21 protein-coding genes and 2 pseudogenes are annotated in these 20,948 nt (G+C 56.5%); 8 read left to right on the plus strand and 15 right to left on the minus strand.

Annotated elements, in window-relative coordinates:
• Positions 1-34 precede the first annotated feature (34 nt).
• Positions 35-961: a LysR family transcriptional regulator gene (locus tag EDF73_RS03695; RefSeq protein WP_132725883.1), complete on the minus strand. Its 927-nt coding sequence runs from the start codon at positions 959-961 to the stop codon at positions 35-37.
• Between the two features lie 89 nt (positions 962-1,050).
• Here EDF73_RS03695 and EDF73_RS03700 point away from each other — a divergent pair, with 89 nt between their 5' ends.
• The gene (locus tag EDF73_RS03700; RefSeq protein WP_132725885.1) at positions 1,051-2,049 is read left to right on the plus strand and encodes a bile acid:sodium symporter family protein; all 999 of its coding nucleotides are present in this window, start codon (positions 1,051-1,053) and stop codon (positions 2,047-2,049) included.
• Here EDF73_RS03700 and EDF73_RS03705 read toward each other — a convergent pair.
• From EDF73_RS03705 to zipA, 3 genes are all read right to left on the minus strand, one after another.
• Positions 2,046-2,264, minus strand: coding sequence for a DUF3820 family protein (locus EDF73_RS03705; RefSeq protein ID WP_132725888.1), 219 nt, complete (start codon positions 2,262-2,264; stop codon positions 2,046-2,048). The genes EDF73_RS03700 and EDF73_RS03705 overlap by 4 nt on opposite strands.
• A gap of 1 nt (position 2,265) precedes the next feature.
• Complete coding sequence (gene ligA, locus EDF73_RS03710) at positions 2,266-4,281, minus strand: NAD-dependent DNA ligase LigA (RefSeq protein ID WP_132725891.1); 2,016 nt, start codon at positions 4,279-4,281, stop codon at positions 2,266-2,268.
• A gap of 75 nt (positions 4,282-4,356) precedes the next feature.
• The gene (gene zipA / locus EDF73_RS03715; RefSeq protein WP_165905632.1) at positions 4,357-5,385 is read right to left on the minus strand and encodes a cell division protein ZipA; all 1,029 of its coding nucleotides are present in this window, start codon (positions 5,383-5,385) and stop codon (positions 4,357-4,359) included.
• Positions 5,386-5,616: 231 nt separating this feature from the next.
• Between zipA and cysZ the strand changes: the two genes are divergently transcribed.
• The 5 genes from cysZ (at position 5,617) to crr (ending at position 10,503) form a co-directional block, all read left to right on the plus strand.
• Entirely contained in the window at positions 5,617-6,378 is a 762-nt protein-coding gene (cysZ, locus tag EDF73_RS03720) for a sulfate transporter CysZ (RefSeq protein ID WP_132725894.1), read from the plus strand.
• Between the two features lie 192 nt (positions 6,379-6,570).
• Positions 6,571-7,542, plus strand: a complete 972-nt coding sequence (gene cysK, locus EDF73_RS03725) for a cysteine synthase A (protein WP_132725897.1) — start codon at positions 6,571-6,573, stop codon at positions 7,540-7,542.
• Positions 7,543-7,921: 379 nt separating this feature from the next.
• Positions 7,922-8,179: a phosphocarrier protein Hpr gene (ptsH, locus tag EDF73_RS03730; RefSeq protein WP_000487600.1), complete on the plus strand. Its 258-nt coding sequence runs from the start codon at positions 7,922-7,924 to the stop codon at positions 8,177-8,179.
• Positions 8,180-8,223: 44 nt separating this feature from the next.
• A complete protein-coding gene (gene ptsI / locus EDF73_RS03735; RefSeq protein WP_132725900.1) occupies positions 8,224-9,951 on the plus strand; it encodes a phosphoenolpyruvate-protein phosphotransferase PtsI in 1,728 nt (575 codons plus the stop codon).
• Between the two features lie 42 nt (positions 9,952-9,993).
• Positions 9,994-10,503 (plus strand): PTS glucose transporter subunit IIA, encoded by a 510-nt coding sequence (gene crr, locus EDF73_RS03740; protein ID WP_003861316.1) that lies wholly within the window; start codon positions 9,994-9,996, stop codon positions 10,501-10,503.
• 40 nt (positions 10,504-10,543) lie between these two features.
• Here the strand turns inward: crr and EDF73_RS27605 are convergent.
• Together EDF73_RS27605 and pdxK are read right to left on the minus strand one after the other, a co-directional pair.
• Positions 10,544-10,749, minus strand: a pseudogene (locus tag EDF73_RS27605) (cytoplasmic protein).
• Complete coding sequence (gene pdxK / locus EDF73_RS03750) at positions 10,746-11,612, minus strand: pyridoxine/pyridoxal/pyridoxamine kinase (RefSeq protein ID WP_132725903.1); 867 nt, start codon at positions 11,610-11,612, stop codon at positions 10,746-10,748. The pseudogene EDF73_RS27605 and the gene pdxK overlap by 4 nt, the downstream one beginning before the upstream one ends.
• 82 nt (positions 11,613-11,694) lie before the next feature.
• On the opposite strand from pdxK, the gene ptsJ reads away from it, so the two are divergent.
• Positions 11,695-12,990, plus strand: coding sequence for a transcriptional regulator PtsJ (gene ptsJ / locus EDF73_RS03755; protein WP_132725906.1), 1,296 nt, complete (start codon positions 11,695-11,697; stop codon positions 12,988-12,990).
• A gap of 123 nt (positions 12,991-13,113) precedes the next feature.
• Positions 13,114-13,373 (plus strand): annotated as a pseudogene (locus EDF73_RS03760) (hypothetical protein).
• On the opposite strand, the gene cysM reads toward EDF73_RS03760, so the two are convergent.
• The 9 genes from cysM to EDF73_RS03805 all read right to left on the minus strand — a co-directional run bounded on the left by cysM (position 13,370) and on the right by EDF73_RS03805 (position 20,929).
• Complete coding sequence (gene cysM, locus EDF73_RS03765; RefSeq protein ID WP_132725909.1) at positions 13,370-14,281, minus strand: cysteine synthase CysM; 912 nt, start codon at positions 14,279-14,281, stop codon at positions 13,370-13,372. The pseudogene EDF73_RS03760 and the gene cysM sit on opposite strands and share 4 nt — an antisense overlap.
• Before the next feature lie 137 nt (positions 14,282-14,418).
• Positions 14,419-15,513: a sulfate/thiosulfate ABC transporter ATP-binding protein CysA gene (cysA, locus tag EDF73_RS03770; RefSeq protein WP_132725912.1), complete on the minus strand. Its 1,095-nt coding sequence runs from the start codon at positions 15,511-15,513 to the stop codon at positions 14,419-14,421.
• A complete protein-coding gene (gene cysW, locus EDF73_RS03775) occupies positions 15,503-16,378 on the minus strand; it encodes a sulfate/thiosulfate ABC transporter permease CysW (protein ID WP_132725914.1) in 876 nt (291 codons plus the stop codon). The genes cysA and cysW overlap by 11 nt, the downstream gene beginning before the upstream one ends.
• Positions 16,378-17,211, minus strand: a complete 834-nt coding sequence (gene cysT, locus EDF73_RS03780) for a sulfate/thiosulfate ABC transporter permease CysT (RefSeq protein ID WP_132725916.1) — start codon at positions 17,209-17,211, stop codon at positions 16,378-16,380. Before cysT ends, cysW begins: the two co-directional genes overlap by 1 nt.
• Positions 17,211-18,227: a sulfate ABC transporter substrate-binding protein gene (locus tag EDF73_RS03785; protein WP_132725917.1), complete on the minus strand. Its 1,017-nt coding sequence runs from the start codon at positions 18,225-18,227 to the stop codon at positions 17,211-17,213. The genes cysT and EDF73_RS03785 overlap by 1 nt, the downstream gene beginning before the upstream one ends.
• 209 nt (positions 18,228-18,436) lie before the next feature.
• The gene (locus tag EDF73_RS03790) at positions 18,437-19,336 is read right to left on the minus strand and encodes a Dyp-type peroxidase (protein ID WP_132725919.1); all 900 of its coding nucleotides are present in this window, start codon (positions 19,334-19,336) and stop codon (positions 18,437-18,439) included.
• 94 nt (positions 19,337-19,430) lie between these two features.
• Complete coding sequence (locus EDF73_RS03795; protein WP_132725921.1) at positions 19,431-20,006, minus strand: RpoE-regulated lipoprotein; 576 nt, start codon at positions 20,004-20,006, stop codon at positions 19,431-19,433.
• Positions 20,007-20,067: 61 nt separating this feature from the next.
• Entirely contained in the window at positions 20,068-20,517 is a 450-nt protein-coding gene (locus EDF73_RS03800) for a DUF2919 domain-containing protein (RefSeq protein WP_132725922.1), read from the minus strand.
• Positions 20,504-20,929 (minus strand): GNAT family acetyltransferase, encoded by a 426-nt coding sequence (locus tag EDF73_RS03805; RefSeq protein WP_132725924.1) that lies wholly within the window; start codon positions 20,927-20,929, stop codon positions 20,504-20,506. The genes EDF73_RS03800 and EDF73_RS03805 overlap by 14 nt, the downstream gene beginning before the upstream one ends.
• Between the last annotated feature and the right edge of the window lie 19 nt (positions 20,930-20,948).

Consider the following 20,948-nt stretch of genomic DNA (forward strand, 5'->3'; position numbering starts at 1 on the left):
GAGCCCGATCTTGCGCAGGCCCGGTTTCCGGCTGTCAACGCTGATACAACGGATCCTGAGCTCTGGCTGACGTCAGATTATCCCCTTCTTCACGTACCAGTTCCCAAATTGCCTGCGCGGCGGTTGATAACGAACGGTTTTTGCGTCGCGCCAGCATCAGCTGACGCTCCACCACCGGGGTTAGCCGCTTCACCTGCAGCTGGCTGCCCTGCGGCAAAGGCAGTGCCAGCGCCGGTAAAACGCTAATCCCAATCCCGGATTCCACCATCGGAAACAACGTCGCCGGATGGCCAATCTCCTGCACAATATTGGCTTCAATCGCAAACTGCTGTAGCGCCGCATCAATCAGCGGCCGACTACCGGATGCATAATCCTGTAATACCAGGCGCTGATGCTGGAGATCCTGCCAGCCCACCGATGCCTTTTGCGCAAAAGGGTGATCGCGGCGGCAGAGCAGTAAAAAAGGTTCCGCCAGTACCGTTTCACATTGCAGATCCGTCGTTACGCCCGGATCGATAACGATGCCGAAATCGACCTCCCCCTGACGAATACTTTCCAGCACCCACTGCTGGGGGCGATCGTGCAGCACAAAATCGATCTGCGGATAGCGTCGATTGCTGTGCGCAATACACTGGGGAATCAGATGCGCGGAAATGGTCTGGCTGGCGGCCACCCGTACGCTCCCCATCAGCTGCTGCCCGACCCGCCCGGCGTCGCGCAGCGTGCTATTTAATTCATCCAGCAGCCGTTCAAGCCGGCCGGCCAGCTGCTGTCCCGCCTCCGTCAGCAGCACTTCCCGGGTGGTACGATCGAGCAACCGTACGCCGGTTTGATGCTCCAGCTCTTTTACGCTGTGGCTGACCGCCGACTGGCTGAGACCGATAATCTCTCCCGCCCGGCTGAAGCTTTTTGCTCTGGCGACGGTGACGAAAACTTTTAACTGACGTAGCGAGTAATTCATCTTTTTTATTCATGAATAGATGCAATAAATCAATTTTATTTCTCAAAATAGAAAAAGCACAATAGCCACATCGATTTTCAGGAGCATCTATGAAACTTTTCCGCATTCTTGATCCCTTTACCCTCACTCTGGTTACCGTCGTTCTGCTGGCCTCTTTCTTTCCGGCCCGCGGCGGTTTTGTCCCCTTCTTTGAGCATTTAACCACCGCCGCCATTGCGCTGCTGTTTTTTATGCACGGGGCAAAACTCTCCCGCGAGGCCATCGTCGCCGGCGGCAGCCACTGGCGTTTACACCTGTGGGTCATGTGCAGCACGTTTGTGGTGTTCCCGGTTTTAGGCGTGCTGTTTGCCTGGTGGGCGCCGATTAATGTCGACCCTGCGCTGTATACCGGGTTTATCTATCTGTGCATCCTGCCTGCGACCGTTCAGTCGGCCATTGCCTTTACCTCGCTGGCGGGGGGCAACGTCGCGGCGGCGGTCTGTTCGGCATCGGCCTCCAGCCTGCTGGGAATATTTGTTTCGCCGCTGCTGGTGGGGCTGCTGATGAATCTGCACGGCGCGGGCGGCAGTCTGGAACAGGTCGGTAAGATTATGCTGCAACTTCTGCTGCCGTTTGTGCTCGGCCACCTGTCTCGCCCGTGGATTGGCGAATGGGTTGCCCGACATAAAAAGTGGATCTCAAAAACCGACCAGACCTCGATTCTGCTGGTGGTCTACTCCGCATTTAGCGAAGCGGTTGTTAACGGCATCTGGCATAAAGTAGGCCTGGGTTCACTGCTGTTCATCGTGGTCGTCAGCCTGGTGCTGCTGGCTATCGTCATCGCGATCAACGTGTTCGTCGCGCGTAGATGCGGCTTTAACAAAGCGGATGAGATTACGATTGTTTTTTGCGGCTCGAAGAAGAGCCTGGCAAACGGTATACCGATGGCCAACATCCTCTTTCCAACCTCGATTCTGGGAATCATGGTGCTGCCGCTGATGATATTCCATCAGATTCAGCTGATGGTGTGCGCCGTGCTGGCGCGCCGCTACAAACGGCAGGCGGAAGCCGTACAGGCGCAGGAGAAGGCCCGCGCCTCGGAAGCTTAACGCGGCTGTTTCAAGGGCTGAACCAGCTGGGTCAGCCCTTCAGTTTTAATCAGCAAGGTTAATACCATCAGCTCGCCAAGATGCCCGGCAGGGAACTGATCCTTACGGGCAAACCACAGCAAATACTCTTCCGGCAGGTCAATCAGGCGACGGCCTTTGTATTTGCCAAACGGCATGTCGGTATTGGCAATCTCAATCAGCTGCGCTTTATCCACCTTATTCTCCCAGCAGACGCATCATTTCGGCTTCGTCGATCACGGCAATCCCCAGCTCCTGCGCTTTAGCGAGCTTAGAGCCGGCGGCTTCACCGGCAATCACCAGGTCCGTTTTCTTCGATACGCTGCCAGCGACTTTCGCTCCCAGCGCCACCAGACGCGCCTTCGCGTCATCGCGTGAAAGCTGGCTGAGACTACCGGTCAGAACGACGGTTTTACCGGCAAACGGACTGTCGATCTCTTCGGCATTCACCGCCACCGGCGCAGGCCAGCTCACCCCTTCGGCACGCAGCTGAGCGATAACATCGCGATTGCTCTCTTCGGCAAAGAAGTTAAAGACATGGGTGGCGACGACGATGCCCACATCCGGGACTTTTTGCAGCTCTTCAATCGACGCCTGCTCCAGCGCCTCGAGGGTGGCGAAATAGGCCGCCAGCCCCGCCGCCGTGGCTTCACCGACTTCGCGAATACCTAAGGCGTACAGGAAACGGGCAAAGGTGGTGTGCCTGGCTTTTTCCAGCGCATTCACCACGTTTTGCGCTGATTTTGGCCCCATGCGATCGAGGCCGGTCAGCATACCTGCGCTTAAGCGGAACAGGTCTGCCGGGGTATGGACATACTCTTTCTCCACCAGCTGGTCGATGATTTTATCCCCCATCCCGTCGACATCTAAGGCGCGGCGGGAGACAAAATGTTTGAGCGCCTCTTTACGCTGCGCCCCGCAAATCAGCCCGCCGGTACAGCGCGTCACCACTTCGCCTTCTACCCGCTCGACATCGGAGTGACATACCGGGCAGTGGGTTGGAAACACGATCTCCCGCGTCTCCTCCGGGCGCTCGGACAGCACAACGTTAACGACCTGCGGGATAACGTCACCCGCACGACGGATAACCACCTTATCGCCGATTCGCAGGCCCAGACGCGCAATCTCATCGGCATTGTGCAAAGTGGCGTTACTGACCAGCACCCCCGCGACATGTACCGGTTCCAGACGCGCCACCGGCGTGATTGCCCCGGTACGGCCAACCTGAAACTCCACATCGCGCACGAAGGTCATCTGCTCCTGCGCCGGGAACTTAAAGGCTACCGCCCAGCGCGGGGCGCGAGCCACAAAGCCAAGCTGCTCTTGCAGCGCCAGCGAATCGACTTTGATCACCACGCCATCAATATCAAACCCCAAATCCGGGCGTTCTTCTTCAACCTGGCGGTAGTAAGTAAGCACTTCCTCTGGGGTATGGCACAGCTTAACCCGGTCGCTAACCGGCAGCCCCCAGGCCTTGAACTGCTGCAGACGGCCGGAATGGCTGGCCGGTAGTTCACCGCCTTCCAGCGTGCCAACGCCATAGCAGAAGAAAGTAAGTGGTCGCTTCGCCGTAATCCGCGGATCGAGCTGACGCAGGGAACCCGCTGCCGCGTTGCGCGGGTTAGCAAATACTTTGCCGCCGCTGCGGCGGGCCTCTTCATTAATTTTTTCAAACCCGGCCTGCGGCAGGAACACTTCGCCGCGCACCTCCAGGCGAGCAGGAATATTATCGCCGCGCAGCTTCAGCGGGATCGCGCGAATCGTTCTGACATTAGAAGTAATATCTTCGCCGGTGGTGCCGTCCCCGCGGGTTGCCGCCTGCACCAGCACGCCGTTTTCATACAGAATACTCACCGCCAGACCATCCAGCTTCAGCTCGCAGCAGTAGGTCAGGTCGTCGCTGCTTTTCAGCCGGTCCCGTACGCGCTTATTGAAAGCAAGAAAACTCTCTTCGTCAAAGACGTTGTCCAGCGACAGCATCGGGACTTCATGGCGGATCTGGCTAAACGAAGCCAGCGGCGCCGCCCCCACACGTTGGGTAGGCGAATCAGGGGTTATCAACTCCGGATGCTGGGTTTCCAGCTCGCGCAGTTCGCGCATCAACCGATCGTATTCCGCATCGGGAATTTCCGGGGTATCCATAACATGGTACAGATATTCATGATGGCGAAGCGTGGTTCGCAGTTCAGTCAGTTTTTGTTCGATCGGGTCCATATCGCACCATCAATGATAAAAAACCCCCGGCAGGCGGGGGTTCTGGATTGGTAGACGAAACGCCAGGGGAATAAATCAGGCGTTAGCCTCTTTCACTTCACGAATACGATCTTGATATTCGCGTAGTTTTTGCGGAGTCATCATCCGACGCTGATCGTCCAGCACCACGCCACCCACTTCATCGGCGATGTACTGTGCGGATTGCAGCATCAGTTTAAAGTTCTGCAGCTCATCACCAAACGACGGCACCTGCATAAAGATAGTAACGCCCGGAGTCGTCATATCGGCCATACCGTCCGGATTGAAGGTACCCGGTTTAACCATATTCGCCAGGCTAAACAGAACCGGGCCGCTACCGTCCGGGCTGAGATGACGATGGAAAATATTCATATCGCCAAATTTAAAGCCCGCCTGCTGGATGCTGTTGATCAGCACTTCACCGTTGATCTGAGTACCCTGGTGCGCGGAGACATTCATGACAATGACCGTCTCTTTGCGCTCTTTCGGCGGTGGCGCCGGCTGCTGCGGTTCGGCGGCCCGCGGTTCAGGCGCAGGCTGCGGCTGCGCGGAGGCAGGTTGCTGTGGGGCAGCGGGCTGCGGTGGCTGTACCTGAGCTGGCTGCTGAACCACCGGCTGCTGAGGTGGCTGCGACGGCTGCTGATACTGCGGGGGCACAGGCTGCTGTTGTGGCGCAGGCTGCGGCGGCGCAACATGCTGCGGTGGCTGCTGCACCTGAGGTTGTTGAACCTGAGGCTGAACAGGCGGCTGCCGTACCGGCTCTTCCGGGCGAACGGGCTGCTGCTGCACCTGACGTTCGTAAGGAGGCTGATACTGGTGCTGCGGCGCCTGACGCGGTGCTTCTTGCTCTACGCCATTGGGGGCATGGTTCACCCGGTGAACGCGAACTTCACCTACGCCTTCAACATCGTCATCAAAATCATCGCTCTCAGACTCTTCGTCATCGCGAGACTTCATACGTTTCATTGGGCGATCGCGAAACATCGAGGAACGTTCTTTACGGCTGGTCCAGAAACCGTGTACCAGTAAAGCGATTATGGCGATCGCGCCAACAATGATTAATATCAGACGCAAATCCTGCATCATTATATTCTCTGTTGTTCTAACACCTTGCCACCACGGCAAACATTTACTTACTAAGAGTATTTGCCGATTACGTCGAGTGCAAGTGCGTCTACCGCTTTCACTACATAAAGATGAACTAAATCGTGCTTTTTGCTGTTTTTTCGAACATTTCCTAACTGGTTATTGTCTGACAACCCGATAAAATAAGCGGGCATTCACTCTGAATGTCAAAAAAAGGAGCATCGCCTGACCATGGTTTCAACATCCGCATCTACCCCGCGTAGCGGCGTCTACTATTTTTCGCAGGGCTGGAAACTGATCGGGTTGCCGGGAATTCGTCGTTACGTATTCCTGCCTTTATTCGTCAACATCATCCTGATGGGCGGCGCCTTCTGGTGGCTGTTTACCCGTCTTGATAGCTGGATCCCATCTTTGATGAGCCACGTCCCCGACTGGTTACAGTGGCTGAACTACCTGCTTTGGCCAATGGTGGTCCTGTCGATCCTGTTAGTGTTCGGCTACTTCTTCTCGACCCTTGCCAACTGGATTGCCGCCCCCTTTAGCGGCCTGCTGGCAGAGCAGCTGGAAGCCCGGCTGACCGGCGCTACGCCTCCGGATGTCGGCGTATTTGGCATCATGAAAGATGTGCCGCGTATTATGAAGCGCGAATGGCAGAAGTTTGCCTGGTATCTGCCGCGCGCGATCGTCCTGCTGATACTCTATTTTATTCCCGGTATCGGGCAGACCCTGGCACCGGTGCTGTGGTTCCTGTTTAGCGCGTGGATGCTGGCGATTCAGTACTGCGACTATCCGTTCGACAACCACAAGGTGCCGTTTAAAACCATGCGCGAGGCGCTGCGTTCGCGTAAAGTCACCAATATGCAGTTTGGCGCTCTGACCAGCCTGTTTACCATGATCCCGGTGCTGAATCTGGTGATTCTGCCGGTGGCCATTTGCGGCGCCACGGCGATGTGGGTTGATTGCTACCGCGGTAAACACGCAATGTGGAAATAGCGCCCTCTCCCCCTCCTTAAGATGCTTCAGGCCGCGGCCTGAAGCATAACGGCCATATGCCGATGCTTATTCCTTCTCGCTCACCATTATTTCCCTTCCGAATATAGATATGCTAAATCCTTACTTCCGCATATTCTTTAAGCGGGTATGCTGGAGCCGTACTCCCAAATTTCATACAGTTAAGGACGGGCCATGAGTAAGATTTTTGAAGATAACTCCCTGACTATCGGCCACACGCCGTTAGTACGACTGAACCGAATCGGTAACGGACGCATCCTGGCAAAGGTTGAATCACGCAACCCGAGCTTTAGCGTGAAATGCCGTATCGGTGCCAATATGATTTGGGATGCCGAAAAACGTGGCGTGCTGAAACCGGGCGTCGAGCTGGTAGAACCGACCAGCGGCAATACCGGCATCGCCCTCGCCTACGTCGCGGCAGCGCGTGGTTACAAGCTGACGCTGACCATGCCGGAAACCATGAGCATCGAACGCCGTAAACTGCTGAAGGCGCTGGGGGCGAACCTGGTGCTGACAGAAGGCGCGAAAGGCATGAAAGGCGCCATTCAGAAAGCCGAAGAAATCGTTGCCAGCGACCCGGAAAAATTTCTCCTGCTGCAGCAATTTAGCAACCCGGCCAACCCGGAAATTCATGAAAAGACCACCGGTCCGGAAATCTGGGAAGATACCGACGGTCAGGTTGATGTCTTTATCTCCGGCGTCGGCACCGGTGGTACGTTGACCGGCGTGAGCCGCTACATCAAAGGCACCAAAGGCAAAAAAGATCTGATCACCGTTGCGGTCGAACCTACCGACTCACCGGTTATCGCCCAGGCGCTGGCAGGCGAAGAGCTCAAACCAGGCCCGCACAAAATTCAGGGTATCGGCGCAGGCTTTATTCCTGGCAACCTCGATCTGAAGCTGGTCGATAAAGTTGTCGCCATCACCAACGAAGAAGCGATCTCCACCGCGCGTCGTCTGATGGATGAAGAAGGCATTCTGGCAGGCATCTCTTCCGGGGCCGCCGTCGCCGCGGCGCTGAAGCTGCAGGAAGATGAGGCCTTTACCAATAAGAATATTGTGGTTATCCTACCTTCTTCAGGTGAGCGTTATTTAAGCACAGCCCTGTTTGCCGATCTCTTTACCGAGAAAGAATTGCAACAGTGATGCCAGCTAGTCAGCATCGTGTAAAAAAGCACCTTTTTAGGTGCTTTTTTGTGGCATAGGTCAAAGTTTTACCCCTCCTGGCATTGATTCACCGCGTAGGGTCTGGTATTTAACCAGCACATTTATTTTGATGCGCGAAATTATTCAAAATCGGATTTCCATAAGCTGAATCGATTTTATGATTTGGTTCAAGTCTTCCTTTCGCGGCATAATGTTTAATGACGTGCCAGACGTCAACGGCCAGATGGTCTTCACAGCGCACACGCTGCTGACACCTTAGCCAGACACGTAACGCCGGCGCTAACAATACAGGCTAAAGCCTCGCCGTTAGGCTAGACTTTAGGTCCACAACACTAAACCTATAAGTTGGGGAAATATAATGTTCCAGCAAGAAGTTACCATTACCGCTCCGAACGGTCTGCACACCCGCCCTGCTGCTCAGTTTGTTAAAGAAGCGAAAGGCTTCACTTCTGAGATCACTGTGACCTCCAACGGCAAAAGCGCCAGCGCCAAAAGCCTGTTCAAACTGCAAACTCTGGGTCTGACTCAGGGTACCGTAGTCACCATCTCCGCGGAAGGCGAAGATGAGCAGAAAGCAGTTGAGCATCTGGTAAAACTGATGGCTGAACTCGAATAAGTTCACGGGTTCTTTTTAATATCAGTCACAAGTAAGGTAGGGTTATGATTTCAGGCATTTTAGCATCCCCGGGTATCGCTTTCGGTAAGGCACTCCTGCTGAAAGAAGACGAAATTGTCATCGACCGGAAGAAAATTTCTGCCGATAAGGTTGATCAGGAAGTCGAGCGTTTCCTGAGCGGCCGCACCAAGGCCTCCGCCCAGCTGGAGGTCATCAAAACCAAAGCTGGTGAAACTTTCGGTGAAGAAAAAGAAGCCATCTTCGAAGGGCACATCATGCTGCTGGAAGATGAGGAGCTTGAGCAGGAAATCATAGCCCTGATTAAAGATAAGCACATGACTGCCGACGCGGCGGCCAGTGAAGTTATCGAAGGTCAGGCCACCGCCCTGGAAGAGCTGGATGATGAATACCTGAAAGAACGTGCGGCTGACGTACGTGACATTGGTAAGCGCCTGCTGCGCAACATCCTTGGTCTGGCTATCATCGATCTGAGCGCGATTCAGGACGAAGTGATCCTGGTTGCCGCCGATCTCACCCCGTCAGAAACGGCGCAGCTGAACCTGAATAAGGTGCTGGGCTTTATCACCGACGCCGGTGGCCGTACTTCCCACACCTCTATCATGGCGCGCTCCCTTGAGCTGCCGGCCATCGTCGGCACCGGTAGCGTGACGTCGCAGGTGAAAAACGGCGATTATCTGGTCCTCGACGCGGTTAACAACCAGGTTCTGGTTAACCCAGACAATGAGCAAATCGAAGAGCTGCGTAAACTGCAGGCTCAGGTTGCGGAAGAAAAAGCGGAACTGGCTAAGCTGAAAGATCTGCCGGCGATTACGCTGGACGGACATCAGGTTGAAGTCTGCGCCAACATCGGTACCGTACGCGACGTCGATGGCGCTGAGCGCAACGGCGCAGAAGGCGTAGGTCTGTACCGTACTGAATTCCTGTTCATGGACCGCGACGCGCTGCCGACTGAAGAAGAACAGTTCGCCGCTTATAAAGCGGTTGCCGAAGCGTGCGGCTCTCAGGCCGTTATCGTTCGCACCATGGACATCGGCGGCGATAAAGAACTGCCGTACATGAACTTCCCGAAAGAAGAGAACCCGTTCCTCGGCTGGCGTGCCGTGCGTATCGCGATGGACCGCAAAGAGATTCTGCGTGACCAGGTTCGCGCCATCCTGCGCGCCTCTGCTTTCGGTAAACTGCGCATCATGTTCCCGATGATCATCTCTGTTGAAGAAGTGCGTGCACTGAAGAAAGAGATTGAGATCTATAAGCAGGAACTGCGCGATGAAGGCAAAGCCTTCGACGAAACCATCGAAGTGGGCGTGATGGTTGAAACACCGGCCGCCGCAACGATTGCGCGCCATTTAGCCAAAGAAGTAGATTTCTTTAGTATCGGCACCAATGATTTAACACAATATACTCTGGCAGTTGACCGTGGTAATGATATGATCTCACATCTTTACCAGCCAATGTCGCCGTCTGTTCTGACGCTGATTAAGCAAGTTATTGATGCTTCTCACGCCGAAGGCAAATGGACTGGCATGTGCGGTGAGCTTGCGGGCGATGAACGTGCTACACTTCTGTTGCTGGGTATGGGGCTGGACGAATTCTCTATGAGCGCCATTTCCATCCCGCGTATCAAGAAGATTATTCGTAACACGAACTTCGAAGATGCGAAAGTATTAGCAGAGCAGGCTCTTGCTCAACCGACAACGGACGAGTTAATGACGCTGGTTAACAAGTTCATTGAAGAAAAAACAATCTGCTAATCCACGAGATGCGCGGCCCAAATTACTGCTTAGGAGAAGATCATGGGTTTGTTCGATAAATTGAAATCTCTGGTTTCTGATGACAAAAAAGACTCCGGAACTATTGAGATTGTTGCTCCGCTCTCTGGCGAGATCGTCAACATCGAAGACGTGCCGGATGTGGTTTTTGCGGAAAAAATTGTGGGTGATGGCATTGCCATCAAACCTACCGGCAACAAAATGGTTGCGCCGGTAGATGGTACCATCGGTAAAATCTTTGAAACCAACCATGCATTCTCTATTGAATCTGATAGCGGCATTGAGCTGTTTGTTCACTTCGGTATTGATACCGTTGAGCTGAAAGGCGAAGGCTTCAAACGCATCGCCGAAGAAGGTCAGCGCGTGAAAGTGGGTGACCCGGTCATTGAATTCGATCTGCCGCTGCTGGAAGAGAAAGCCAAGTCTACCCTGACTCCGGTTGTTATCTCCAACATGGACGAGATCAAAGAGCTGATCAAACTGTCCGGTAGCGTAACCGTGGGTGAAACGCCGGTTATTCGCATCAAGAAGTAATTCTTGCCGCAGAAAAATGGCGCCTGATGGCGCCATTTTTTTATCTTGCCGATTTCAGCGGCCGATAGCACTTCTTCTGTGACTGCCCCTTCATCCCCTGCGGGCTAGTTTCCAGAATCCGCCGCTTACCTGCTGCGACCAGCAAATCCCCCGGCCCCCTGGCATCTTCCGGCGCCTTATTGCCGGTGGTAGCAACATGCTCAACGACTCGTCCTTTTGGCGAGCCGCTAACCGATGGCGCTTTATGCTGTCACCGACGGCGGCGGCAGGATCAGTTCATCGCAACCCTGTGCACGGGTCCAGGTCATGACCGCCAGCACGCGCTGCGCCGCAGCGTGCGTCGCCTCACCCAACGCCAGGCCCGAAAGCAATCCGCTGATAAGCTCGGCGCAAAACAGGTCACCGGTCCCCTTCAGTTCCGTTTCGACCCGCGGATGGACTACCACCTCAACCGAATCTGCCGTCACCACCAGCACGTTAATAGTCGCGCTGTCCATTCCCGGCGCGCTGGTGATCACCACCCATTTCAGCGAATCAGATAGCAGGCTGCGCGCGGCAATAATCGCCTCCTGCTGATTACGGCAGGAGAGCCCGCTCAACGTTTCCAGTTCGAACAGATTTGGGGTAATGCCCTGCGCCAGCGGCAGCAGGTGGGTCCGATAAGCCGCCGGTATTTCCGCCTTCACGTACATCCCGCTATCCACATCGCCAATCACCGGGTCGACAAGGATACACAGCTGCGGATGAGATTCGCGGATCCTGCGTAGCCACTGCGCCAGACGCGCGATCTGGACCGCGCTGCCCATATACCCGGTGGTCACCGCCCGCAGCTCCCGCAGCGCATCGCGCTCCTCCAGAGCCTGCAGATAACCCACAAACCACGCCTCCGGAATCACGCCGCCGTAGAACGTATCGTAGTGCGGCGTATTACTGAACAACACCGTTGGTACGGCCATCACCCGCAGTCCATGCTGCTTAATTGCCGGTACGGCAATACTATTGCCGACGCTGCCATACACCACCTGCGATTGCACGGCGACGATATCGACCTGCAACGCCCGGCTCTTATCGTTGAAGAGCACCGATTGTATTTCGTCTTGTTGGCCCATCCCTTCTCCCCCCGCTGGACAGCGGGTCATACTCTGATTATCATTCGTCCTATGCTAAATTTCATTTTGTCATAGGTCAATAATGATCGACGGAAAAACCGCCAGTGAGATCTTTGATAACATCCGCCATCTGGTGCAGAGCGGCGCGTTAAAACCTGGAGAAACGTTGCCGCCGGTAAGGGAACTGGCCGCTAAACTAATGGTGAACCGCAACACCGTCGCCGCGGCCTACAAGCGGCTGGTGAGCTCCGGGCTGGCCATCAGTCAGGGGCGCAACGGCACGGCGATCAAAGCAATAAACAGGCCGCAAGCGCTGGAAGGGGGCGATCCTTCTTCCCCGCTGAAGGATATTTCCGGCGGGAATCCCGATCCTCAGCGCCTGCCGGATCTCAGCCGCTATCTGCCGATGCTAACCCCCCCTCCACGGCTCTACGGCGACGCCATCGTTGAGCCACAGCTGGCCCGCTGGGCGCAAAACTGGATCCACCAGGATCTGGGCATTGATGCCGATATCAATCTGACCAACGGCGCTATCGACGCGCTGGAACGACTGCTTTGCGCTCTGCTTCTGCCCGGCGACGGCGTGGCCGTCGAGGACCCGTGTTTCCTCAGCAGTATGCATATGCTGCGCTACGCCGGGTTTACCCCCTGCCCGGTCGCGGTCGACAATGAGGGAATGCAGCCCGCCGAACTGGAAATGGCCCTGCGCAACGGCGCGCGGGCGGTGATTCTGACCCCACGGGCGCATAATCCTACCGGCTGTAGCCTCAGCCAGGCCCGGGCGGCGGCCATTCGCCAGATCCTGGCCCGCTATCCGCAGGTGCTGGTGATTATGGACGACCACTTTGCCCTGCTATCCGCCATGCCCTGGCACTCGCCGATTCCCGCCACCGCTCAACGCTGGGCGTTGGTACGCTCAATGTCAAAAGCGCTGGGGCCGGATCTGCGCCTGGCGTTTGTCGCCAGCGATAGCACCACCTCGGCGGCGCTGCGTCTGCGGCTCAATGCCGGCAGCCAGTGGGTCAGCCACCTGTTGCAGGATTTAGCCTTTGCCTGCCTGAATGATAGCGCCTTTGTGGCCTCGCTGGCGGCGAGCCAGCGCCATTATCGCCGGCAGAATGAAAAACTGGCCGCGGCCCTGCTCCGACACGGTTTTAGCCCCTTGCCCCCGGGGGATGGCCTCAGCTTCTGGCTACCGTTACAGGAATCGAGCCAACCGGTCGCCCTGCGTTTAGCCCGCGCCGGTTGGTTAGTCCGCGAAGGTGAAGCGTTCGGCATCCGCACGCCGGCGCATGGACTACGGCTCTCGACCGGAGCGCTGGACGACGACGAAATTGACCAGCTGGCCAATGATTTACGCCTTGTACTCCCCCCATAACAGGAACCGCGCCATTTGACCGTCCACGAACTTTTCCAGGATTAACGCGAGACGAACCTGAAACGGTAGACATTCCTCAATAATCCGCTCGCCAGCTCCCTACGCTGACCCCGGAGGCTCTTGATGGTCAACCCGCAGTTAAAAGCCGTTATTGAAGCCTGCGATCGCGCTATTTCGCCGGAGGACTATGCCACCTTAATGGAATATTACGCTGACGACGCCGTGCTGGTGGTGAAACCCGGCTGGATATTCCGACTCCGGAGGGCGGAATAACACAGGTCACGCGCCGCGCAACCTATGTCTTTCGCCTGCAGGGCCAGCGCTGGCTATGTACCATCGATAACTCCTGGCGCACCGACCTGCTGGCCTCGCCTGAGGTTTAGATACCCGCCCCCTGGCTGAAATGCTCTTCGCCGAAGACCCCGGTAGACAGGTAGCGATCGCCGCGATCGCAGACGATCGCCACCACCACCGCGCCGGGGTTTTCCCGCGCAATGCGTAACGCCCCCGCCACCGCGCCGCCGGAGCTGACGCCACAAAAAATACCTTCCCGCACCGCCAGCATACGCATGGTGTTTTCCGCATCCCGCTGGTGAATATCGAGTACCGCGTCGACCAGCGAAGCATTAAATATCCCCGGCATATATTCTGCCGGCCAGCGGCGAATTCCGGGAATGCTGCTGCCCTCCTCCGGCTGCAGCCCCACGATGCTCACCGCTTTATCCTGTTCGCGCAGGAAGCGAGATACGCCGGTAATCGTACCGGTGGTGCCCATACTGGAGACAAAATGGCTGATTCGTCCTGCGGTCTGCTGCCAGATTTCCGGCCCGGTAGTGGTGTAATGCGCGTAGGGGTTATCCGGATTATTGAACTGATCCAGTAACTTACCTTCGCCGCGCTGCGCCATTTCCGCCGCCAGATCGCGTGCGCCTTCCATCCCCTGCTCTTTGCTGACCAGAATCAGTTCGGCGCCGTAGGCCAGCATCGCTGCCCGGCGCTCCTGGCTCATGTTATCCGGCATCAGGAGCTTCATCTGGTAGCCTTTCAACGCCGCAATCATCGCCAGCGCGATGCCGGTATTGCCGCTGGTGGCTTCAATCAGCACGTCGCCGGGTTTGATTTCACCGCGCTTTTCGGCTTCCACGATCATCGAAAGCGCGGCGCGATCCTTAACCGAACCCGCCGGGTTGTTGCCCTCCAGTTTGACCCAGATTTCACTACCGTTATCCGGCCCCAGCCGTTGCAATTTCACCAGAGGAGTATTGCCGATGGTTTGTTCTAATGTATTCACGGTTTTGACCCAATAAAAAGGCCGGGTAGATTGTGCTTACCCGGCCTGCAACCATCCCGGATGACGGCGCATCACGCCCTGTCCGGATTACCAAACCCTGCCGTTGCGTTCACGGCGATAAACTGGAGATTAAGCTATCAGGCCGATTCAGCCAGAGCAAGCTCCTCACGCGGTTCGATACGCTCATTGCCGTTATACAAGCGCGCATTCTGTAAGCCGACGAACAGCCGTTCGCCGCGATACGGCGCGTCATCGCCCGGAAGAACCACGGTCAGCGGTTCGTCATACCAGCCCAGAGGCTGCACGACCAGCTGGGTGTAGTGTCCTTTCGGACTGGCTTCCAGAACCTGCACCGGCAGCGGTGAGTCCAGACTGGTGCGGCGGCTGATGTCAACTTCCCACGGGCGCAGGAACAGGTCTACGGGCCCCTGATAAGACGGGGTATAACCTAACGGCCAGCGGTGCGCGCCAACATGAAACTGGCCGCCGCGAATAGTGCCTTTCAGGCGGTTAACCTCCCCCATAAACTCCAGCACGAAGCGGGTGGACGGCTCGCGCCAGACCTGTTCCGGCGCATCGGCCTGTTCAATATTGCCCTGGCTCATTACCACCACCCGGTTCGCGACTTCCATCGCCTCCTCCTGGTCGTGGGTGACAAACACGCTGGTAAACTTCAGCTCTTCATGCAGCTGACGCAGCCAGCGACGCAGCTCTTTCCGCACCTGGGCATCCAGCGCGCCGAAAGGTTCGTCAAGCAGCAGAATTTGCGGCTCCACCGCCAGCGCGCGCGCTAACGCCACGCGCTGTTTCTGCCCGCCGGAAAGCTGGGCCGGGTAACGATCCGCAAGATGCGCCAGCTGCACCATTTCCAGCAGCCGGGTCACTTTGGCCTTAATGCCCGCCGCGTTCGGGCGTTCACGACGCGGCAGTACCGACAGGCCAAAGGCGATGTTTTCAAATACCGTCATATGACGGAACAGGGCGTAGTGCTGGAAGACGAAACCCACTTTACGGTCGCGCGCGTGCACCCGGCTCACATCAGTACCGTGGAAACGAATATGGCCGCTGGTTTGATTCTCCAGGCCGGCGATGATCCGCAGCAGCGTGGTTTTCCCGGAGCCGGATGGCCCCAGCAGCGCAACCATCTGCCCGGAAGGGATATCCAGAGAGATATCATTCAGCACCTGGGTGCGACCAAACGACTTCTTAATATTGGCAATCTCAATGCTCATGATTTCCCTCCTGTTGCGCGCGTTTTTCCTGATTGGCCAGGCGCCATTGCAACATACTCTTTAAAAACAGGGTCAAAATAGCCATTAACGTCAGCAGGGCTGCGGCGGTAAAGGAACCCACGGTGTTGTAGTCCTGCTCCAGTAATTCAATTTGCAGCGGCAGTGACAGGGTTTCGCCGCGAATCGATCCCGACACGACCGATACCGCGCCAAACTCACCGATGGCGCGCGCGTTGGTCAGCACCACGCCGTACAGCAGCGCCCAGCGGATATTCGGCAAGGTAACCCGACGGAACATCTGCCAGCCGGACGCGCCGAGCAGAATCGCCGCTTCATCTTCCTGACTGCCCTGGCTCATCATCACCGGCACCAGCTCACGCACCACAAACGGACAGGTGACGAAGATAGTCGCCAGCACCATGCCCGGCCAGGCAAACATAATTTGCAGGTTATGCTCGTCCAGCCAACCGCCAAGCGGGCCGTTGGAGCCGTAAAACAGCAGATATACCAGACCCGCCACGACCGGCGAGACGGCGAAAGGAATATCCAGCAGCGTCAGCAGCAGCTGGCGCCCCGGGAAGTTAAAGCGCGTCACCAGCCACGCCAGCAGCGTGCCGAAGATCAGGTTTACCGGCACGGTAATCAAGGCGATCATCACCGTCAGCCAGATAGCGTGCAGCATGTCCGGGTCGGCAAGGTTGTGCAGGACCGGCATCAGCCCTTTGCCAAAGGCCTGAACAAAGATATACACCATCGGCACGATCAGAATGAAGGCGGAAACCAGCATTCCGGTACCAATCAGAAACCATTTCCCCCAGTTGATGCGGGGGGCATCGTAACGCTTCAATTGAGTAACTTCCGCCATTAGTGACCTACCACACGTCGACCAAAGCGACTTTGCAGGGTGTTGATGGAAAACAGCAGCAGCAGCGAGGCCGCAAGGATCACCGAGGCAATCGCGCTCGCCGCCGGGTAATCAAACTCCTGCAGACGCACGAAAATCATCAGCGAGGTCACTTCGGTTTTCCACGCAATATTACCGGCGATGAAAATCACCGCGCCAAACTCGCCAAGGCTGCGGGTAAACGACAACGCAATCCCGGCCAGCAGCGCCGGAGAGAGTTCGGGCAGCACCACTTTGCGAAAGCTCTGCAGGCGCGTGGCGCCAAGCGTTTCCGCCGCTTCTTCATACTCCGGACCCAGCTCTTCCAGTACCGGCTGTACGGTGCGCACCACGAACGGAATACTGGTAAACGCCATCGCCACCGCGATCCCAAGCCAGGTATAGGTCACCTTGATATCAAACTGCGCCAGCCACTCGCCGTAAAAGCCGTTAACCGAAAACAGCGAAGCCAGCGTCAGGCCCGCAACCGCCGTCGGCAGCGCAAACGGCAGATCCATCAGCGCATCAAGCAGCGTACGACCCGGAAAGCGGTAGCGCGTCAGGATCCAGGCCATCAGCAGGCCAAATACGCCGTTAAAAATTGAGGCAACAAACGCTGACAGCAGCGTTACTTTATAGGCGGCCACCACCTGCGGGTTGGTGACCACATCCCAGTACTGCCCCCAGGTCATCTGCGCCAGCTGCATTACCAGCGCGCTAAGGGGTAACAACAGAATCAAACAGACAAACAGCAGGCTGGTGCCGAGACTCAGGGTAAAGCCCGGCAGCACGCGCTTAGACGCAGCAGCAAACATTACTTACGCCCCGCCGCCAGCAGTTTGTCCAGCTCACCGCCGCTGGCAAAGTGCGTTTTCATCACCTGCGGCCAGGAGCCAAACTGGTCTTCCACGCGGAACAGATCCACCTGTGGGAATTTATCTTTTAACGTATCCATCACCGCCGGGTTGTTCACCCGGTAGTAGTAGTCGGTAATGATGGTCTGCGCCTGCGGGCTGTAGAGCCAGTTCAGATAGGCTTTCGCCGCTTTTTCGGTGCCGTTGGCTTTGACGTTTTTATCCACCCACGCGACCGGGAACTCCGCCAGGATATTGACCTTCGGCACCACCACTTCAAAACCCTGCGCTTCATACTGTTTGCGGATGTTGTTCACTTCCGATTCAAAGCTAATCAGCACGTCGCCCAGCCCGCGTTCGGCAAAGGTAGTGGTCGCTCCGCGGCCGCCGGTATCAAACACTTCCACGTTTTTCAGGAAGCGGGTCATAAACTGTTCGGTTTTGGCTTTATCGCCGCCGTCGGATTTATCCGCCGCACCCCACGCCGCCAGATAGGTATAACGCGCGTTGCCCGAGGTTTTCGGATTCGGGAACACCAGCTTGACGTCCGGACGCGCCAGATCGCTCCATTCGTGAATGTTCTTCGGGTTGCCCTTACGCACCAGGAACGCCATGGTGGAATAGAACGGCGAGCTGTTGTTCGGCAGACGGGCCTGCCAGTCGGCAGGAATCAGATTGCCTTTGTCATGCAGAATCTGCACGTCGGTGACCTGGTTGTAGGTCACCACATCAGCCTTTAAGCCCTGCAGTATCGCCAGCGCTTGCTTAGATGAGCCGGCATGGGACTGTTTAATGGTCAGCGTATCGCCGGCATTATCTTTCGCCCACTGCTGCTCAAACGGCGGGTTAAGGGCGGCAAACAGCTCGCGGGAGACATCGTAAGAACTGTTCAGCAATTCAGTCGCCTGAGCCTGCGCAACCAGCAGCACAGAAGCCGCCAGCGCCAGATATCCTTTGTTCAGTGATTTAACGGCCATTGCGCACCCTTATTAATTTGATGACTTTCTTATAGCCATAATATTTATAACGAGTGTGAAAGGAGTAACGGTTTTATATACCGTTTGGCGATTTGGAAGTCGAAAAGAGAATAAGCCGCCCGGAAGCCATTCCTGCCGACGGGGTAAGCGAAGCTTCAGAGGAGATCAGCCCTCCTCCGATGGGTGGAGGGCCAGGGCGCAGAGAAGGTTTACAGCGCCTGAAGACGGTCGAGGGAGGGTGCGAAGTAGTAGCCGCCGGTCACCGGTTTGGTGAAGCGCAGCATGGCATCACGCTTGCCGTCCGTATCGCCGAACATGCTCAGCAGCTGCTGTTCAATGTTATAGATACGCGCGCAGTAGGCGCAGAAATAGAGGCCATGGGTACCGCTGGCAGTGCCGTAAGGCAGGCTCTGGCGCACGATTTTCAGCCCTTTGCCGTCTTCTTTCAAATCCACACGGCTGAGGTGCGAGGTGACCGGGCGCTCGTCGCCGTCAATCTCTTCGTTCGCCTGTTTGGTCCGGCCAATGATCATTTCCTGGTCCGGGACGCTAATGCGGTCCAGCTGCTTAAGGTTATGCTCCCAGCGCTGAACGAACACGTAGCTGCCGCCGGCATCCACGCCGTCTTTAATAATGGCGACGTCGCTGCGGGTCTCAAGGCCGGCCGGGTTTTCCGTGCCGTCAACAAAACCACTCAGGTCGCGTTCTTCGATCCAGCGGAAACCGTGCACTTCTTCTTTAACGTCAATGAGGTCGCCAAAGGCCGCGATTGCCGCCTGCGCGACGGAGAAGTTCACTTCATGACGCGCGGAAAGGATGTGAATCAGCACATCGTACTGCGTGGACGGCGCCAGACCCCGGCCGTAAACCGGGAAATCTTTGAGCTCTTCTGCGCCCACGCCGCCGCTCAGCTCGCGCCAGACGTTATGGCCAAAAGCGACCACCGCACCCAGCTGTGCGTCCGGGTATTGCATTTGAAAGGTCGCTAATTTATCGACGAACACTTTGCTGGCTTCACGCAGGGCGTTGACGTCCCCTTTGACATTGGCTTCAATCCAAATCGCCGCGCGGCAATGTTCCGGCAAAATGCCGCTCTGAACCTGAGACATCGCTCCTCCTGAAATGATACAACCACAACGCTGTGGCACGTTAAGCGCGCTATTGTACCCGTTTTTTCCGGCCGTCGTGTCTCTTCAGATCAAATTAGCGGTGCCAGATAATTTTGCTGACTTTCCAGTTTTTCAGCGTGTCGTCGGCGGGCATCAGCTCTTCCGGACCGTTCCAGTGGCCGGTAAACGCGTAGCTGATATGCTGGCTGCCGTCGGCTTTACACTCGACAACGGCCCCGTTATCGCTGCTGCCCTTCTGACAGTGGCCGAACGCCTTGCTGTACAGCTCGCTAAAGGGGGTGCCGACCTGCACGCCGCCGTCGGTTTTAATATCGCTATCCCGCACTTCGATACGGTTGATGGTGCCGGCGTCGCCGTTGATAGTCATGGCGACTTTGTCATCTTTCAGCGCCTCATAGTAGCGCACGATATTGCCATTGGCGGTTTTCATCCCGCTGCGCAGACGATAGCTGCCGCCGAGCGCATCGCTGATGGCCTGCTCGTTAAGCGGGGTGGCTGCCGTCAGTTTGCCCACGCCCTGCTCGGTCACCACCATGGAAGAACCGAACCAGTTCCAGGGATACGCCGCTGACCAGTTGACGGCGCTCATCGTGGAGCAGCCGGTTAACGCCAGCGGTAAGGCGCAGAGAAGTAAACGTAGCGATTTCATAACATCGTCCTTTCTTGTTAATTTGACCCCTGTTGGAGTGCGGGATCGGCAAAAAGTGCCGTTAAAGCCGATCTTCCTGGAAACAGGCTTTAAGTCGTCGACTGGTCAACAGCCACCAGAAGGTATAGAGATCCGCAACCAGCAGGCCAATCGTCAGCGGCGAAGGCGACTCGCCGCTGAGCCACAACAGCGGCTGCCAGATAAGCAGCAGCGCCTGTGAAAGCGCCAGCAGCCAGCGCATCAGCGGCCAGAGACGAGGAAAACGCTGGCGTTGCCCGCTCACGATGAACGCCAGTACCGCCGGTATGCCGGGTAACAATCCCAGCCAGAAATTATCGCGATCGGGATAGAACAGATTCAGCAGCACATCGCCCTGCTGACGCGAGGCGCCTGCCATAATGAACAGCACCCAGGTGCGCGCCTGCAGCAGGAGTACGCACCAGAACAGAAACGGTAGCCTGAGCCGCCCCTGGGCATCATAATCCGCAGCAATGAACTCAGTATTCTTCATCTTCAATCAAACGTTTACCCAGACTCAGGACATCCGCATATTCGTAACCCAGCCGCTCATACATCCCCTGCACCACATCATTATCATCGCGAACCATGATATTAATTTTCGGGCAGCCGCGGGCGATCAGCTTCTTTTCCAGCCGGTTAAGCAGCGCATTGGCAATACCGCGTCCACGATATTCCGGGTGAACGCCCAGATAATAGGCCGAACCGCGATGACCGTCGTAACCGCCCATCACCGTGCCAACCACTTCACCATTGACTTCCGCCACCAGAAACAGGCTGACATCGTGGTTAACCTTACGCTCAATGTCCATTTCCGGGTCATTCCACGGGCGCAGAAGCTCACAGCGCTCCCACAGCGTGATCACTTCTTCGAAGTCCTGCTGGCGAAAAACGCGTATCTCCATGGTATTCCCCACCTTTTAG

Source organism: Klebsiella sp. BIGb0138 (genome assembly GCF_004342285.1).
Classification (GTDB): domain Bacteria; phylum Pseudomonadota; class Gammaproteobacteria; order Enterobacterales; family Enterobacteriaceae; genus Klebsiella.

Bases quoted from the DNA above. Each gene is read 5' to 3' on its own strand.
- EDF73_RS03695 (WP_132725883.1), bottom strand. From the start codon at position 961: ATGAATTACTCGCTACGTCAGTTAAAAGTTTTCGTCACCGTCGCCAGA.
- EDF73_RS03700 (WP_132725885.1), top strand. From the start codon at position 1,051: ATGAAACTTTTCCGCATTCTTGATCCCTTTACCCTCACTCTGGTTACC.
- ligA (WP_132725891.1), bottom strand. From the start codon at position 4,281: ATGGACCCGATCGAACAAAAACTGACTGAACTGCGAACCACGCTTCGC.
- zipA (WP_165905632.1), bottom strand. From the start codon at position 5,385: ATGATGCAGGATTTGCGTCTGATATTAATCATTGTTGGCGCGATCGCC.
- cysZ (WP_132725894.1), top strand. From the start codon at position 5,617: ATGGTTTCAACATCCGCATCTACCCCGCGTAGCGGCGTCTACTATTTT.
- cysK (WP_132725897.1), top strand. From the start codon at position 6,571: ATGAGTAAGATTTTTGAAGATAACTCCCTGACTATCGGCCACACGCCG.
- ptsH (WP_000487600.1), top strand. From the start codon at position 7,922: ATGTTCCAGCAAGAAGTTACCATTACCGCTCCGAACGGTCTGCACACC.
- ptsI (WP_132725900.1), top strand. From the start codon at position 8,224: ATGATTTCAGGCATTTTAGCATCCCCGGGTATCGCTTTCGGTAAGGCA.
- crr (WP_003861316.1), top strand. From the start codon at position 9,994: ATGGGTTTGTTCGATAAATTGAAATCTCTGGTTTCTGATGACAAAAAA.
- pdxK (WP_132725903.1), bottom strand. From the start codon at position 11,612: ATGGGCCAACAAGACGAAATACAATCGGTGCTCTTCAACGATAAGAGC.
- ptsJ (WP_132725906.1), top strand. From the start codon at position 11,695: ATGATCGACGGAAAAACCGCCAGTGAGATCTTTGATAACATCCGCCAT.
- cysA (WP_132725912.1), bottom strand. From the start codon at position 15,513: ATGAGCATTGAGATTGCCAATATTAAGAAGTCGTTTGGTCGCACCCAG.
- cysW (WP_132725914.1), bottom strand. From the start codon at position 16,378: ATGGCGGAAGTTACTCAATTGAAGCGTTACGATGCCCCCCGCATCAAC.
- cysT (WP_132725916.1), bottom strand. From the start codon at position 17,211: ATGTTTGCTGCTGCGTCTAAGCGCGTGCTGCCGGGCTTTACCCTGAGT.
- EDF73_RS03785 (WP_132725917.1), bottom strand. From the start codon at position 18,227: ATGGCCGTTAAATCACTGAACAAAGGATATCTGGCGCTGGCGGCTTCT.
- EDF73_RS03790 (WP_132725919.1), bottom strand. From the start codon at position 19,336: ATGTCTCAGGTTCAGAGCGGCATTTTGCCGGAACATTGCCGCGCGGCG.
- EDF73_RS03795 (WP_132725921.1), bottom strand. From the start codon at position 20,006: ATGAAATCGCTACGTTTACTTCTCTGCGCCTTACCGCTGGCGTTAACC.
- EDF73_RS03800 (WP_132725922.1), bottom strand. From the start codon at position 20,517: ATGAAGAATACTGAGTTCATTGCTGCGGATTATGATGCCCAGGGGCGG.
- EDF73_RS03805 (WP_132725924.1), bottom strand. From the start codon at position 20,929: ATGGAGATACGCGTTTTTCGCCAGCAGGACTTCGAAGAAGTGATCACG.